Origin of the sequence: Kitasatospora sp. NPDC088548 (assembly GCF_044753005.1) — a bacterium.
In the GTDB taxonomy this organism is placed as follows: Bacteria; Actinomycetota; Actinomycetes; order Streptomycetales; family Streptomycetaceae; genus Kitasatospora.
In genome coordinates, this window is sequence record NZ_JBIVMI010000006.1 from 156,910 (window position 1) to 171,732 (window position 14,823).

Genomic DNA, 14,823 nt, shown 5'->3' on the forward strand with positions numbered 1-14,823 from the left:
TGCGTAGTAGCCGAAGGAGGCCTGGCCGCGCTTGGGCGTGGAGATCGCTCCTTCGTGCGGGAACGCCGGGGAGCGGTGCGCCGCAGGGCGTGCGGCGTCGCCGGTGCCGCACGCCGAAGCACGCGAGGAGACGTTGTCTACTTCAGGACACCTTGTGTTCTTGCGTCGATCCGTCAACTACCGTCGCCCGTACGCTGGATCAGTCCGCTGTGCTCGGCCTCCTCCCGGAAGTCGTCCCGGGGCGCGCCCCGGTCGCCGCGGTCACGGCGGTCGCCCCTCGCCGCGGCGGTGCAGAGGGCGAAGACGAGCAGGGCGCCGGCCGCCACGGCGAGGATGCCGAGCGCGGTCAGGACGCGAAGCCAGGTCACGGAGGGCGCCTCCTGGGGGCGGTGCAAGGGAGCGTCGCCGGGAATATCGGCAGACCGGCCCGCACGGTCGAGTGTCCACGGACGGCTCCGCGGAACGCCCGCCGCACGGGGGAGCGCGCACGCGGGCGGGCGAAGCGCCAGAGGCGCGCGAAGCCTCACCGCGCGCCCCTGAGGTGCCCGCCGGCGGCCGCCGGTTCTCTAGGGCTTGTCGCCCGCCGTCGCCGCGCCTCCGACCTGCGCCCGCAACGCCGCGAGGTCCGGCTTCCCGGTCTCGCTCAACGGAATGCCCGGCAGGACCAGGATCGTCGACGGATCACAGAGCGGCCCGCTGCGTTCGAGCACCCACCGGTGCAACTCGGCCGCCGTGACCGTCGCCCCGGGCTCCGTGGTCACGGCCGCGTGCACCCGCTCCAGCCGGTCCCGGCCGGTGGTGGAGAACATCACCGCCTGGCGCACCCGAGGGTGCGCCAGCAGCGGCTGCTCGACATCCCGGGGAAACACGTTGTGCGCGTCCACGACCGCCATCGCCTCCCGTCGACCGGTCACCGTCAGATACCCGGCCGCGTCCAGGAAGCCCAGGTCGCCGGTGTGCAGCCAGCCGTTTCGCAGCACCCGCGCCGTCAGCTCCGGATTGCGCCAGTACCCCGACATCGCCGTCGGAGTCCGTGCGCAGATCTCCCCGGTCCGGCCGGGCGGCAGCAGCCGGCCCTCCTCGTCCAGGATCCGTACCTCGGTGTCCGGGAAGGGGCGTCCGGCGGTGGTCAGCAGCCCCGGGGCGAGATGTTCGTCCGGCGTGAGCCGGGTGACCGGCCCGCACTCCGTCAGGCTGTACGTCTGGTGCAGCACCCGCCCGATCCGGCGGGTCGCCTCCGCCAGCCGCTCCGGCGACGGCAGGCAGCCGGTGTACGTGACCCGGCGCAGACTGCCGAGGTCGGTCCGGCCCAGCCCGGGGTGGTCCAGCACCTGGTAGAGCAGATGCGGCGGCAGGTACGCCCGCGACACCCGGTACCGCTCGACCGCCGCCAGTACCGCCCCCGCCGCGAACCCGTCCTGCAGCACCACCGAGCCGCCCGCCGCCAGCGCCAGATCCGCCGTGGTGCCGCCCCCGTGGCAGAGCGCCGTGCAGAGCAGGAAGGCGGACGCGGCCACCAGCGGCGGCCGGGGCGGACGGGCGAAGTGGCGCAGCACGCCCTTCGGCCGCCCGGTCGAACCGCCGGTGAACCGCACCGCCATCACGTCGCCCGGCCGGTATCCGGGCGCCAGCGGCGCCGGCGAGAGCGGCGCCGCCAGCTCCAGCAGATCCTCCCCGAGCGGGGTCGGGCCCAGCGCCAGCAGGCCCGCCCCGGGCAGCGCCCCGGCGATCCGGCCCGCCGCCGCGCCGAACCGGTCCGGGTCGAAGACCAGCGCGGCCGTCTGCGCCTCCTCGGCCATCGCGACCTGGTCCGCCACCGGGCGGTCCGTGTACAGCATCGCCACCCGGCAGCCGATCTGGTTCGCCGCCAGCCGCACCAGCACCGGTTCCGGCCGGTTCCCGGACAGGACCGTCACCCCGTCACCGGGCCCGAGGCCGACGGTGAGCAGCGCCCGCGCCGTCCGGTACACGTCGTCCAGACACTCCTGCGCCGTCAGTGCCCGCTCCCCGTACCGGATCGCCACCCGCCCCGGATCCCGCGCCAGTCCCTCCAGCACCATTCCGGTGAGCGTCGCCGCCCCGGATCCCGCGCCCGCGTCCGGCCCGGCCGTTCCCAGCGTCCCCGTCACGTCACGCCCTCCACCGATCCCGATACGCCATGCCGACTCCGGCTCCCGCACCGATGCCGACGCCATTGCCCGAACGCCAAATTCTGACGGTCCATCACATCGGCGCCCACCCTAGGGCACTCGGTGGCGGGGTCCGGACCGGCTGCTCCCCGGTCCGGCGGCAGTTGTTATCGTTCCGGGTCGGGCACGGACGGGGATGAGTGAGCACAATGGACAGGCCGACCACGCGGGGCGGGCAGACCGCGGTACGCCAGGGCGCGCAGGCGCGGGGCGCGGAACAGGGGGCGCAGGCCGGGATGGAGCCGCGAGGCCTGGTCGACCTGCGGGGCGCTGCCGGGGCGCCGTTCACCGCCCACTACCCGGCGGACGCCGTCGTGGTCGTCTCGGGCCTCCCCGGCAGCGGCAAGAGCACCCTGCTGCACCGTTGGTCCGCCCAGGCTCCCGGGGCGGCCACCGTCGACCCACGCGCCGTCCACGAGGCCTGTGAGGCGGTGATGCCCGCCCGCCTGCCGTACGCGGTCTACCGGCCGTGGGCCCGCCTGGAGCACTTCCGCCTGCTGCGCGCCACCGTCCGGCGGGGCGGGCCGCTGCTGGTCCACGACTGCGGCAGCCGCGCGTGGATGCGCCGCTGGCTCTCCCGTACGGCCGCCCGGCAGGGGCGGACGCTGCACCTCGTCCTGCTCGACGTCGGCGCCGAGACCGCCCTCGCCGGCCAGCGGGAGCGCGGTCGCTGGGCCTCGCGCCGGGCCTTCGCCCGCCATCGCCGAGGGCTCGACCGCCTCCTGGCGGCGTTCACCCGGCACGCTCGCGGCGCCGCCCCCGCACCCGCGCCGGAGGCCGTCTCCGTCCTCCTGCTCGACCGCGTCTCCCGCGAACGTGCCGCCGCCATCCGGTTCGGCCCGGCCCCGCAGGACGGGTGAGGCGGCGTCGGCCCACCGGGTGGGCCCGGTCGACGCCCGTGACGGGCCGGGGTTCCGTACGGGGGAGACTGGGGCAGGAGTGACACGCGAAGCTGATCCGCACGCAGAGAGGTTGTCCCGCATGCCCGGCAGCATCACCACCGAGAGCCCCTGGTTCCGCCGCTTCCATCCTGTCGACACCGCGCCCGCCCGGCTCGTCTGCTTTCCGCACGCGGGCGGGTCGGCGAGCTACTTCCTCGACTACTCCGCCGCGCTCTCGCCGTACGCCGATGTGCTCGCCGTCCAGTACCCCGGCCGGCAGAACCGGTTCGGCGAGCCGGGGATCGACTCGGTGGACGTCCTGGCGGAGCGGGTGTACGAGGCACTGCTGCCCTGGGCGGACCGGCCGCTGACGTTCTTCGGGCACAGCATGGGCGCGGCCGTCGCCTTCGAGGTCGCCCGCTGCTTCGCCCGGGACGGTGCGCCGGGACCGGTGCGGCTCGTCGTCTCCGGCGGTCGTGCGCCCTCCCGGCCCCGGGACTCGGCCGTCCACCAACTGCCGGACGCCGAACTGCTCGCGGAGCTGGCCAGGCTGGGCGGCACCGACGAACGGGTGCTGGCCGACCCGGAGTTGCGTCTGATCATCCTGCCGTCGCTGCGCAGCGACTACACCGCCATCGAGACGTACCGGTGCGCGCCGGACGCCGTGGTGTCGCAGCCGATCACCGCCCTGGTCGGGGACGCGGATCCGCGGGCCACCCTCGACGAGGTCCGTGACTGGGCCCGGCACACCACCGCCGCCTTCGACCTGAAGGTCTTCCCCGGCGGTCACTTCTACCTGGCCGACCAGCGGCCCGCCGTGCTGGACGTGCTGGCCGCCCACCTCGGCGGCTGACCGGGTCTCGGGGAGGGCGGGGAGTCGGGGGCCGGCGCGGGGGCCGGCCGGGGTGGCCGGCCCCGGCCGACATCGAAAGTTGACACGTTTGTGACAAGCGGTCGCGCGTAAAGCCTTCCCCAAGTGTGCCGCTTTCTGGCATGTTGCGTTCAACCCCGTGCGTACCCCCTCGCGCACGGGTTGATCGGAGGACGCACATGTCACCCCTGATATCCCGGCGGCTCGGCCGACCGGTCGCCGCGCTCGCCTTCCTCACCGCCATGGCGCTGGCCGCTCCCGGGTCGCTCGCCACCGCCGCCCCCACAACTCCCGGCGGTTCCAAGGGCGCTGTCGTCGCCTCCGCGGTCACCGCTCCGGGCGCCGCCGCCGGCTGGGTGGCGGGGACCCGGGCCTACCTGGTCATCGGCGCGCCGGGCGACACCACCGCCGCCAAGGCCGCGGTCACCGCCAACGGCGGCACGGTCTTCGCGAGTTACGACGCGATCGGCGTGGTCGTCGCCCACTCGGCGTCCGCCTCGTTCGCCGTCACCCTGCGCGGTGTCGCCGGCATCCAGCAGGTCGGAGCGACCCGGACCTCCGACGTTCCGGCGGACGCCTACAACCCGGCGCTGCCCGCCAACCCCGCGCAGGCGACGACCACGCTCACCGAGTCCAACCGCTGGGACATGACCCAGATCAAGGCCGACCGGGCGTGGGCCGTGACGACCGGTTCGCCCACCGTCAAGGTCGGGGTGCTGGACACCGGCGTGGACGACCAGCACCAGGACCTCGCGCCGAACTTCGACGCGGCCGACTCGGTGTCCTGCGCGTACGGGAAGCCGGACACCCGTACCGGGGCCTGGCGGGACGTCGACACCCACGGCACACACGTCGCGGGCACCATAGCGGCGGCGAAGAACGGCAAGGGCGTCGTCGGCGTCGCACCGGGCGTGAAGATCGCGTCGGTGCGGATAGCCGAACCGAGCAGCACCCTGTTCTTCGCCGAGAACACCGTCTGCGGCTTCGTCTGGGCCGGTGACCACGGCTTCAAGGTGACCAACAACAGCTACTACACCGACCCGTGGGCCTTCAACTGCCCGAACGACCCCGACCAGGCGGCCATCATCGAGGGCGTCAGGCGCGCCCAGGAGTACGCCGAGGGCAAGGGCTCGCTGCAGGTCGCGGCGGCCGGGAACTCCAACTACGACCTCGCCAACAAGACCACCGACACCACGAGCCCCAACGACTCGGCCCCGGTCACCCGGACCATCACCAACGCCTGCCTGGACATCCCGACCGAACTCCCGGGCGTGGTGACCGTCGCCGCGATGGGCAGCGGCAGCGTCAAGGCCTCCTACTCGAACTACGGCAAGGGCGTCATCGACATCGCGGCACCCGGCGGGGACGGTGCCAACGGCGTCTACTCCACGCTGCCCGGCGGCCGTTACGGGACCAAGAGCGGCACCTCGATGGCCTCACCGCACGTCACCGGCGTCGCCGCGCTGATCGCGAGCAGCAACCCGGCCCTCACCCCGGCCGACATCCGGGCCCGCCTCGCCGCCCAGGCCGCCGATGTGGCCTGCCCGGTCTCCGACAGCCGTTGCACCGGCACCACCGCGAACAACGCGTTCTTCGGCGAGGGCCAGGTGGACGCGTTGAAGGCGGTCGGCGGCAGTACTCCGACGCCCGGCGCCTACTTCGAGAACCTGAACGACGTCGCGATCGGCGACAACACCACGGTGGAGAGCCCGATCACGGTGTCGGGCGTCAGCGGCAACGCCCCCGCGGCCCTCAAGGTCGGCGTGGACATCAAGCACACCTACCGCGGCGACCTGGTGATCTCCCTGGTCGCCCCCAACGGCACCGTCTACCTCCTGGAGGACTTCCCGAACGGCGACAGCGCCGCCAACGTCGCCAGGACGTACACCGTGAACGCCTCCGCGAGCGTGGCGGCCGGCATCTGGAAGCTGCGGGTGCGCGACGGCGCCTCGGGTGACGCCGGCACGATCGACGCCTGGAACCTCACCTTCTAGTAGTGCTTTGTCAGGTGGTGTCGTAGGTCTGCCATGGGATGGGTTGTCGGCATGTGGGGCAGGTGCCGGTCCAGGTGGCGATGAGGTGTTGGAGGAGGTCCAGGGCCTGGTAGAAGGTCAGGCCCTGGCCAGGGCTTTGGGGAGGGCCCGCTGTTCGGTGAGGAACAGGTGGGCGGCGCTGACGAGGGTGACGTGGCGGTGCCGGCCGATGCAGGAGCGGCCTTCGAAGTGGTCCAGGCCCAGGCGGGTCTTCAGCTCGCGGTAGTCGTGTTCGATCCGCCAGCGTGACTTCGCCAGCCGGACCAGGTTTTTGGCGGGGATGTCGGCGGGCAGGTTCGAGATCCAGTACCTGACCGGTTCCGCCTCGTTCTCCGGCCACTGGGCGATCAGCCAGGTGAGGGGGATCGTGCCGTCGTGGGCCGGTCTGGGGCGCCGCCCGGCGGGCCGGATGCGCAGGAGGACGAAGTGCGAGCTCATCGCGGCTTTGGAGCCCTTGCGCCAGGTCACGCTCCGCCCGGCCCGGCGTCCGGCGGCCGGAACGTGCTCGCGCGGGGAGACCGGGCGGGAGCGGTGGCGTGGCAGTGGCCGCGGACCGAGGCCTCCGTAGGGCGGCCGGTACGGTTCGGCGTCCTCGCTGTGGGCGGTCATCTCGCCCTTGGCCTGCAGCACGTAGGCCAGGAAGCGGTCCTCCGGGCCGTGACGGAAGTCGGCGTTGGCGCCGTAGGCGGTGTCCGCGACCAGCACGGCGGGCCGCAGCCCCGTGCCCGCGAGCTCGTCGAGCATGTCCAGCGCCAGACGCCATTGGGAGCCACTGATCGGGTGGCCTGGTGGGCGTGGGCGGAGTGTCCGTAGGGACTGGGGTGGGGGCGTCGGTAGCTTGTGATCGCAGGCTCGGGTCGCCTCCCTGACAAGTCGCGGCCAGGGCCTCGCTCCTGGACGCGCCGGAGGGCTGGTGTCCGCGTACTCGTTGAAGTGCTCAGCCGGGTACGGATAAACGTGCACAGCGTCGTGCGGATCGGCGATGAGACGAGCGGATGCAGAACCGACGCTTCAACCGACCGCGATCCGACCACCGGACTCAGCGAGACCCATAAGAACAGTCCGGCGGCCGCCGTGATGTTCCGTTCCCGGCGCCCCGGCATCGAGCGTGTGCCGCATCCGCTTCTGCCGACTGTATGGGGACACTGCCGCCTGCCAGCACTGCACTGAGCCGTCCGCAAGGCCAAACATCGGGTGTGTCAGAGCCGTCTCGTGGTGAACAGGGTGGTTCCGTGCGCCGCGTCCACTTCCTTCCGCTCGGTCTCGGTGAACCCGACCTTGGCCAGAACACGGCGAGAAGCGGTGTTCCAGTCCCAGACCGTGGCCCACAGACGTTCGTATCCAGACGATCTCGCCCATTCCAGAACCGCCAACGAGGCCTCGGTCGCGTATCCCTGACACCAAACTCGGCGTAGCAGCTCGAATGCCAGTTCCGGTTCCCCTACCGATCCTCGCCCGCTGTCTACCAGCCCGCAGTAGCCGATGACGTCATGAGAGGCCTTCCGCTCGACCGCCAGCAACCCGATCGACCACAGCTGGTTGGTGCGGATCGAATCCTCGAGCTCCGCGACCGTGGGATGTCCGTCTGCGTCGATTCGGCGGTGCGGCGGCACTCGTGGATCACGTTCGGTCCACAGCTCACGCTGGACAACAGCCTCGGCTACCCGCCAGGGCCTGAGCAGCAGGCGACTCGTCTCAAGTACAACCTCGCTGTCCGGAGTCGCGCCATCTGTCATGACAGTAACCATCTCACGGGCGAACGCGCTGTCGTGCCACGGGGTGCGGGGTCGGTCCTGCCGATCGTGGACGCTCGATATGCGGGACAACCGAGATCAATCCCTGAGCGTCGTCTTGGACTTGTGCACGTTCACCAGCACGTGGCTGAGCACTCTCACATGTACGCCGCCAGCTAACCCGCGGGGTCCAGCCCTCCGTGCTGCTGGTGGCGTGTCAGTTCGGGGTGGGGAAGAGAGATTCTTGGGTGGCCTGATAGCGGTAGGACTCGGTGCCGGTCTGGATCAGGGTGCAGCGGAAGGTGATCCGGTCGGCGATGGCCGCGCAGAGGCGGGCGTCGCCGAAGGTCCTGTCCCACTCGGTGAAGGGTGAGTTCGTGGCGACGGCAGTGGCCTTGCGCTCCTCGCGCTCGGTGAAGATCTGGAACAGCAGCTTCGCGCCCTTGCGGCCCAGGTTCAGGTAGCCGAACTCGTCCAGACACAAAAGATCGATCTTGCCGTAGCGGGCGATCACCGAGGACAGCCGACGGCTCGCGTCGGCCTCGGCGAGCTCGTTCACCAGCGCGCTGGTGGTGGTGTAGCGCACCGACAGGTCGGTCTCGGCGATCGCGGTGCCGATGCCGATCAGCAGGTGGGACTTGCCGGTGCCGGAGTCGCCGATCAGCACCAGCGGCCGTCCCTCACGGACCCAGGTCGGGGACTTCAGGTCCGCGACGACCTCGGGGGTGACGTTCGGGTTCTTCGAGAAGTCGAAGTCCTCCCACCGCTTGGGCCGCGGAAATCGGGCCAGCCGCTGCTGGCGGCGAAGGTCCCGCTCGGCCTCGAAGTCGAACCCGATCGAGGTCGGCCGGCCGTGGATGTGCCGGGCGTCCTCCGCGATGTCGATCGCGACCAGCCGCTCGTTCAGCTCCGCCAACGAGTCGACCGCGGGAGGCGGGACCAGGTGCTTGCGGCGGAACCGGCCGCCCTCGTGCTCCACCCCGCCCTTCTCGTGGGCGCCGTCCTCGCCGGGCGCGCAGTAGAACGCCGAGAACTCATACCAGGACTTGAACGACGCCCACCGCGCCGACTCCAGCCGCGAGCGCCCGAACAGCACCTGCTTGACCGCCGGCTTCAAGTTGTCGTACCGGATGTGCACCGACAGCACCCCGCCCAGCACCGTGAACGCCTCCACGTGCCCTTCCAGGAACGCCTCCTGGGACGCGGTCGCATAGACCCTTCTCTGTACTTCGCACCCCAATGCCCGAGTGGATCTTGGGCTTCAGTTGGCGGGACTGAGCGGTTGAGTCGGCGAGGGCCAGGGGTACGTAGGATCCTCAGTGATCTTCACCTGTTGCGGGGCGTTTCGGGGGAAGGTCCAGATGCGGCCCAGGGTGCTGGTGGCGGTCACCGTGGTTCCATCCAAGGTGACTTCGGTGAACGGATTGGACGAGCAGGAGACCGCGAGCCATTCCAAGGTGTGGTGGTCATCGTCCCGCGTCAGGGCGACCCAGCCGATACTGCCGTGGTCCGATGATTCACCTGCGAGGGCACGGCTTCCGGCGTAGGTGCGTGAGGCAAACGTCGTATCGACGTCCATCCAGTCACTGGGGGTCCACGCGGTGGCCCGGAGGACCTCCCACCACTGCCAGTTCTCGGCCCGCATGTCATGGCGCTGATCTGCGGGGGAGAAGCGCATGAGCCTCATCACCGACAGAGATCCGTCGGAGAACATGATGAAGTCTCCGTGGGGTGCCTCCCGGGCACGCCAACGTGCATGGACCAGGTCGGCATTGGGTGTTGCGACGGAGGAATTCACACCCGCCATGATGACATCGAGGAACGGCGCATGCTGAAGGCCTAGATCATCACCGATGAGTGATCGCCTATCCGAGCGATGCGACCCCGGCTTCACCGTGCCCGGCTTGGGCACGTAGGCGTTCGGCCTGCTGTTTCTTGTCGGCGATGTGCCGCAGGCTTTCCTGCAGGCCGGCGACCTCACCGAGCCACTGCATCCGCTGGGCCTCTCCGATGCGCTGGCGGGTGTTGGTCTCGATCTCCAGCAGCCGCGGTTCCTGGGCCGGGTCCAGGCGGAGCATGGGGCACCTGACACAGGCTTCTCTGAACTCGTCGGTTGGGCCCCTGGACCACCTCCGGAACCTCGATGGAGTCGGGGTGATGACTGGGAACCGAGGCCGTTGGCCGAAGATCGATGAGGAACGCGGCGTCGAAGACGTGACGCTTCTGATCTTGGAGTGGCTGGGCGAGCAGGGTGTGAACGCCATGATCAGGATGGACGCCGAGAGACTGGCCGACAACGCGCCAGCGTGGACGTTCGCCGCCAGCGGCGGCCCGTTGGCGCATGGGATGCGAGCCGACGGGAGGACTGTTCGGCAGTGCATGTCCGTTGCTCTGGCCCGCCTGCGCGACTCCGGTCTGTCGGTTCCGTTCTGATCTTCGACCGCCTTTGCTGAACCTCGCCTTGGGAACTCGGTTGGGGCGATCTGATTGCTGGAGGGCTGGTCAAGGCAGGAGCGGTCGGGTTGCGGTCCAGGCCACGAGTCGTTCCCGCACCGGGCCTGGTGCCAGGTAGCCGACCAGGCTTTCGAGATGTGCCGTCAGGTTCTTGTGTCGCCGCAGCTCGCGGATCTGCCCGGTGGGAAGGTCGCGCCAGTCCTCGGCGAGAGCGGCGGCCTGCGGGGGCGTGAAGGACAGTGCGTCGAGCGTGTCGGACGCCAGCGCCGCAGGACTCCAGTCGGGGTCCGTGTCGTCGGGGCCCAGCCGGTCGATTACCCAAATCCGGAGCATGAAGTCCTGCTGAGCCACGCGCGCTGGGTGTCCCTCGGCGTGGTCGAGCATGCGTCGGTTCGCGAGCAGCGACAGCTTCGCCCACTGGCGACGGGCTTCCTGGGGATGGCTGGAGTTGTAGGCCTGTCCCTGCGCGGCGACGCGTGCCGTCTCAAGTTGCTGGCCGCGGGCGTCATGGATAAACGTCTGGAGCTGGTCGAGCGTCCACGTGCTCAGATCGTGGCCTGGTTCTTCTCGATGTGCGTCGCTACTCAAGGTCCCCGCTCCTCGTCGTAGGCATGCCGAGGCTGATGGTGGTCTTCTGGGACTGCCTGTCGATCTGGGCGAGCTTATCCTCGGCGCCGGCGAGGCTGACTTTGAGTCCTTCGACCTCTCCGAGCCAGCCCTCGCGCTCGGCCTCGGCAATGCGGGCGAGGAGGTTGTCGCGGATCTCCTCCAACCGGTCGCGCTGGGCCGGGTCCGGCCGGAGGAGCGAGCAACGAACGTCCCGTTGACCGAACTAGTTTGGGCTCCCTTCCAGGTCAACTCATAGTGAAAACAAGGGGGTTGTGGCTACCGCTGGCGGGTCGCGGTGACTGCGCGTGTGGTGGTGGATCTGGTTTCATCGCGTGTCGTCGAGTAGGTCGACCCGTGGAGGAATGGATGCCAGAGCACAGCACGACGGTCCGGGACGTGGCGGCGCTGAAGGTGGCGCGGGTCGGCCGCGTAGAGAAGAGCGATGACCCGCTGCGGCCGTTCCGGCTCGTAGACGCTGATGGCACCGAGGTGGCTGCGGTCAGTGAATTCCTGCATCACATGCTCGCCGACGACGCGAGTCCGACGTCGCTGCGGTCCTACGCCTATGAGCTGTTGGCGTGGGTCCGGTTCTTACGCGCCGTGGACGTGCCCTGGTATCTCGCGAGCCGAGTCGAGGCCCGCGACTTCGCGCTGTGGCTGAAGACCACGAAGAAGCCGCCGCGCCAGCGCCGTCCCGATGCGCCCGCCCCGGGATCGGTGAACCCGGTCACGGGGAAGGCCGCGCCCGGCGAGAACTATGCCGCTCGGACCAGGCGGCACGCTCGCGCGGTGATCCGCTCGTTCTACGAGTACCACCGCGAGACCCACGGCCGACCGCTGATCAACCCGTTCCCACAGGGCGGGGCTGCCGACGAGGGGAGCCCGAATGCGCATCACAACCCGATGCAGCCATTCCGGCAACCCTCGCGCCGGGGCACCTATCAGCCCAAGGAGCCCAAGCCGACCCCGCGGATCATTCCTGACCAGGCGTTCAACGACCTGTTCGCCGCGCTGAAGTACAACCGGGACAGGGCTCTGATCGCGTTCTACATCTCCACCGGCGCCCGCGCCTCTGAACTGCTGGGTGTCCCGCAGGGCCTGGTCGCGCCCGGGGGCCAGACGATCGGCGTGGTCCGCAAGGGCAGCCAGGTCCTGCAGCACCTTCCCGCCTCCGCCGACGCATTCGTGTGGCTTCGGCTCTACCAGCAAGAACTGCGCGGCATGGTCCCCAAGCACCCGTCGGAGCCACTGTGGTGGACGCTGCGACGGCCCTTCCGCCCGCTGGAGTACGACGCGGCCCGGATGGTCTTCACCCGAGCCAACCAGCTACTCGGCGCGAACTGGACCCTGCACGACCTGCGGCACAGCGCGGCCAAGAGGATGGTCCGCGATCCGAACCTAACCCTCGCCGACGTGCAGTGGGTCATGGGACATGCCCACATCACCACCACGGAAATCTATATCGCTCCCACTCCCGACGAGGTCGTCGCCCACCTCCTGGCCCACCACGAGCGGCAGCGCACCGAGCAGGCCAAACCGCCAGCCCCGCCGGCGCCGGGCTACCGCCCCGAGGTGCTGGCAGCACTGTTCGGCACATCAACCGCGGGCGGGGAGAGCCGGTGAACCCGACCGCGAACGTCGACGTCGCCAGGCCCGTCGAACCACATGAGGTGGGAAACGCGCTGGAGTGGGAACCGCGAGTCGGCGAAGCGAGCTGGTGGCAGACCCGTCAGAGCCGAGAGAGCCTGGTCGAGCGGCTGCTTGGACTGTTCACCGACCCCAGTGCGGGCCTGACCCGAGACAAGACCCGGCGGCGGGGCCTGGGCAAGCTGCTGGACTGGCTCGAAGGCCAGCCCGGAGAGACCTGGCAGGATCGCTGGATGGCCAGCGGGGCTGACGACGCCGGCTTCGAGTGGACCGATCTGCCCCTGCAGGGACGCGGCACACCCAAGAGCCACTGGCGCGATGAACTGGCCACGGGACTGGTGCTCCTGGTCGCTGGGCAGGCCATCCGCCCCAGCTACCCATGGCTGCTGCGGCAGCGTGCGACGGTGATGCTCACCGAGTCCCGAGCCGCCAGCGACCCCGATACCTTCCAGCGACTCGAACGACTGGCCCAGCACGCGACACCCACAGCCAGGTCCGACGCCCTGAATAAGCTCACCTGGATCGTGATCCGAAAGGGCGGCCTGGTCAGCGACATCACCGTCGGCGACTGCATCGAGCTGACCACCGCGCTGGAGGAACACCACTTCCGGGGCAGCGCGGGCCGGCCACTGTTCTACGCCCTACTCAAAGAGACCAGCGTGCTCCCGGCCAGCGCACCGCTGCGGCTGCGGGCGCTTCGCATCGAAGGCCGCCGCAGCGTCGAGCAGATCGTCGACGCGTACGGCATCGAGTGCCGGGCCGTCCGTAACCTGCTGGTCGAGTACTTCACCGAGCGGGCACCCGAGCTCGACCACGTCTCGCTGCGTTCCATCGCCCGCAACCTGTGCCGGTTGTTCTGGCGCGACCTGGAGATCCACCATCCCGGCATCGAGTCACTGCGACTGACACCTGAGGTCGTGCAAGCGTGGAAAGAACGCCTGGCCTTCATCCGTGACGCCCAGGGCCACCCGGTGCGGCCGCGGGTGAACTTCCGCAGCGAGCTGGTGTTCATCCGAGCGTTCTACCAGGACATCGCCCGCTGGGCCGCCGACGATCCGGCACGGTGGGCGCCCTGGGTCGCGCCGTGCCCGATCAAGGCGAACGAGTGCGCGACGAAGAAGTCCAGGTCCGGGGTGAAGTCCCGGATGGACCAGCGGACCAGGACCCAGCTGCCGCTGCTGCCCGCCCTGCTTCGCGCCGTCGACCGGCAGCGCAAGGACGCCGATGCCCGCATCACCGCGGCTCGCGCGACGCCGGCCGGTGGACGGTTCCTCGTTGCTGAGGAGGAGTTCGAGCGCTGCGGGTCCGGGCAGGCCCGCCGCATCTACGTCACCGAGGTGGCCACCGGCAGGCGGCGGAATCTGACCCACGAGGAGGAGGCGGCGTTCTGGTCCTGGGCGACGGTGGAGGTGCTGCGGCACACCGGCATCCGGATCGAGGAGCTGCTGGAACTCACCCACCACAGCTTCATCGCCTACACCCTGCCCACCACCGGCGAGGTGGTTCCGATGCTGCAGGTCGCCCCGTCCAAGACCGATTCGGAGCGCCTGCTGCTGGTCTCCCCGGAGCTGGCGGAGGTGCTGACCGCGGTGATCTTCCGGGTCCGGGCCGGGAACGCCGCCCTGCCGCTGGTGTCGGCCTACGACGTGTTCGAGCAGACCTGGAGCCCGCCCATGCCGTTCCTCTTCCAACGCCGGTACGGCACCGAGGACCGGCCGCTGACCCGCAGCTACATCCGCGAGTGCCTGGTCGCGACCTCGCAGTCCGCCCAGATCACCGTGGCCGGCGACCCGCTCGAATGGCGCCCCCACGACTTCAGAAGGATCTTCGTGACCGACGCCATCCGCTCCGGACTGCCCCCGCACATCGCCGCGAAGATCTGCGGCCACACCGCTTTGGACACGACCATGGGGTATGCCGCGATCTACCCGGAGGACGTGATTTCCCATCACCGGGCCTTCATCGCCCGCCGCAGAACGGAGCGGCCGAGCGAGGAGTACCGCGAGCTCACCGCCACCGAGTGGGACGAGTTCCTGGCCCACTTCGAACTGCGCAAGGTCGCCCTGGGGACCTGCGGCCGCGACTACGCGACCCCGTGCCAGCATGAAAACGCCTGTGTCAGATGTCCCCTACTGCTCGTGGACCCGGCCCAGATGCCACGCCTCCAGGAGATCCACGCCAACCTCGTCGACCGCCTCCAAGAGGCCAGGGACCAGGGCTGGCTCGGCGAGGTCGCCGCCATCGAGACCACCATGGCCGCCGCCGCCCAGAAGCTGGAGGCCATGCGCGACCGTGCAGCCCAGCCGTCCACCGTCCACTTGGGCATGCCCGACACCCGCCGCATCGTTGCTCGCATCGACCTCGGGCAGTGAAATGAGGATGCGGAGCAGCAGCTCTGAGCACTAC

General features: G+C 70.1%; 15 protein-coding genes. 6 read left to right on the forward strand and 9 right to left on the reverse strand.

The window, feature by feature from the left end; genetic code table 11:
- Positions 1 to 173: 173 nt before the first annotated feature.
- Together ACIP82_RS11035 and ACIP82_RS11040 are read right to left on the reverse strand one after the other, a co-directional pair.
- Positions 174 to 368: a hypothetical protein gene (locus ACIP82_RS11035; protein WP_363612950.1), complete on the reverse strand. Its 195-nt coding sequence runs from the start codon at positions 366 to 368 to the stop codon at positions 174 to 176.
- Positions 369 to 566: 198 nt separating this feature from the next.
- Positions 567 to 2,129: an AMP-binding protein gene (locus ACIP82_RS11040; protein WP_400652933.1), complete on the reverse strand. Its 1,563-nt coding sequence runs from the start codon at positions 2,127 to 2,129 to the stop codon at positions 567 to 569.
- A gap of 209 nt (positions 2,130 to 2,338) precedes the next feature.
- Between ACIP82_RS11040 and ACIP82_RS11045 the strand changes: the two genes are divergently transcribed.
- The 3 genes from ACIP82_RS11045 (at position 2,339) to ACIP82_RS11055 (ending at position 5,935) form a co-directional block, all read left to right on the forward strand.
- Positions 2,339 to 3,049 carry an AAA family ATPase gene (locus ACIP82_RS11045; RefSeq protein ID WP_400652935.1) on the forward strand — a complete coding sequence of 237 codons (711 nt, stop codon included), beginning with the start codon at positions 2,339 to 2,341 and terminating at the stop codon, positions 3,047 to 3,049.
- Positions 3,050 to 3,170: 121 nt separating this feature from the next.
- Positions 3,171 to 3,923, forward strand: a complete 753-nt coding sequence (locus ACIP82_RS11050) for a thioesterase II family protein (RefSeq protein ID WP_400652937.1) — start codon at positions 3,171 to 3,173, stop codon at positions 3,921 to 3,923.
- Between the two features lie 197 nt (positions 3,924 to 4,120).
- Positions 4,121 to 5,935 (forward strand): S8 family peptidase, encoded by a 1,815-nt coding sequence (locus tag ACIP82_RS11055; protein ID WP_400652939.1) that lies wholly within the window; start codon positions 4,121 to 4,123, stop codon positions 5,933 to 5,935.
- Positions 5,936 to 6,052: 117 nt separating this feature from the next.
- Here ACIP82_RS11055 and ACIP82_RS11060 read toward each other — a convergent pair whose 3' ends face one another.
- The 5 genes from ACIP82_RS11060 to ACIP82_RS11080 form a co-directional block, all read right to left on the reverse strand.
- Complete coding sequence (locus ACIP82_RS11060) at positions 6,053 to 6,937, reverse strand: transposase (RefSeq protein ID WP_400652941.1); 885 nt, start codon at positions 6,935 to 6,937, stop codon at positions 6,053 to 6,055.
- 236 nt (positions 6,938 to 7,173) lie between these two features.
- The gene (locus ACIP82_RS11065; RefSeq protein WP_400652943.1) at positions 7,174 to 7,710 is read right to left on the reverse strand and encodes a GNAT family N-acetyltransferase; all 537 of its coding nucleotides are present in this window, start codon (positions 7,708 to 7,710) and stop codon (positions 7,174 to 7,176) included.
- Positions 7,711 to 7,924: 214 nt separating this feature from the next.
- The gene (gene istB, locus ACIP82_RS11070; RefSeq protein WP_400652945.1) at positions 7,925 to 8,881 is read right to left on the reverse strand and encodes an IS21-like element helper ATPase IstB; all 957 of its coding nucleotides are present in this window, start codon (positions 8,879 to 8,881) and stop codon (positions 7,925 to 7,927) included.
- Positions 8,882 to 8,968: 87 nt separating this feature from the next.
- Positions 8,969 to 9,421: a hypothetical protein gene (locus ACIP82_RS11075; protein WP_400652946.1), complete on the reverse strand. Its 453-nt coding sequence runs from the start codon at positions 9,419 to 9,421 to the stop codon at positions 8,969 to 8,971.
- Positions 9,422 to 9,572: 151 nt separating this feature from the next.
- Complete coding sequence (locus ACIP82_RS11080) at positions 9,573 to 9,785, reverse strand: hypothetical protein (RefSeq protein WP_363615199.1); 213 nt, start codon at positions 9,783 to 9,785, stop codon at positions 9,573 to 9,575.
- A gap of 79 nt (positions 9,786 to 9,864) precedes the next feature.
- Between ACIP82_RS11080 and ACIP82_RS11085 the strand changes: the two genes are divergently transcribed.
- Positions 9,865 to 10,140, forward strand: a complete 276-nt coding sequence (locus ACIP82_RS11085) for a hypothetical protein (protein ID WP_400652948.1) — start codon at positions 9,865 to 9,867, stop codon at positions 10,138 to 10,140.
- Positions 10,141 to 10,209: 69 nt separating this feature from the next.
- On the opposite strand, the gene ACIP82_RS11090 is transcribed toward ACIP82_RS11085, so the two are convergent.
- Together ACIP82_RS11090 and ACIP82_RS11095 are read right to left on the reverse strand one after the other, a co-directional pair.
- A complete protein-coding gene (locus ACIP82_RS11090; RefSeq protein ID WP_363615195.1) occupies positions 10,210 to 10,749 on the reverse strand; it encodes a hypothetical protein in 540 nt (179 codons plus the stop codon).
- The gene (locus tag ACIP82_RS11095) at positions 10,742 to 10,933 is read right to left on the reverse strand and encodes a hypothetical protein (protein WP_400652950.1); all 192 of its coding nucleotides are present in this window, start codon (positions 10,931 to 10,933) and stop codon (positions 10,742 to 10,744) included. The genes ACIP82_RS11090 and ACIP82_RS11095 overlap by 8 nt, the downstream gene beginning before the upstream one ends.
- Before the next feature lie 203 nt (positions 10,934 to 11,136).
- Here ACIP82_RS11095 and ACIP82_RS11100 point away from each other — a divergent pair, with 203 nt between their 5' ends.
- Together ACIP82_RS11100 and ACIP82_RS11105 are read left to right on the forward strand one after the other, a co-directional pair.
- Positions 11,137 to 12,393 carry a tyrosine-type recombinase/integrase gene (locus ACIP82_RS11100; protein WP_363614971.1) on the forward strand — a complete coding sequence of 419 codons (1,257 nt, stop codon included), beginning with the start codon at positions 11,137 to 11,139 and terminating at the stop codon, positions 12,391 to 12,393.
- A complete protein-coding gene (locus ACIP82_RS11105) occupies positions 12,390 to 14,789 on the forward strand; it encodes a tyrosine-type recombinase/integrase (protein WP_400652952.1) in 2,400 nt (799 codons plus the stop codon). The genes ACIP82_RS11100 and ACIP82_RS11105 overlap by 4 nt, the downstream gene beginning before the upstream one ends.
- The last annotated feature ends 34 nt before the right edge of the window (positions 14,790 to 14,823 follow it).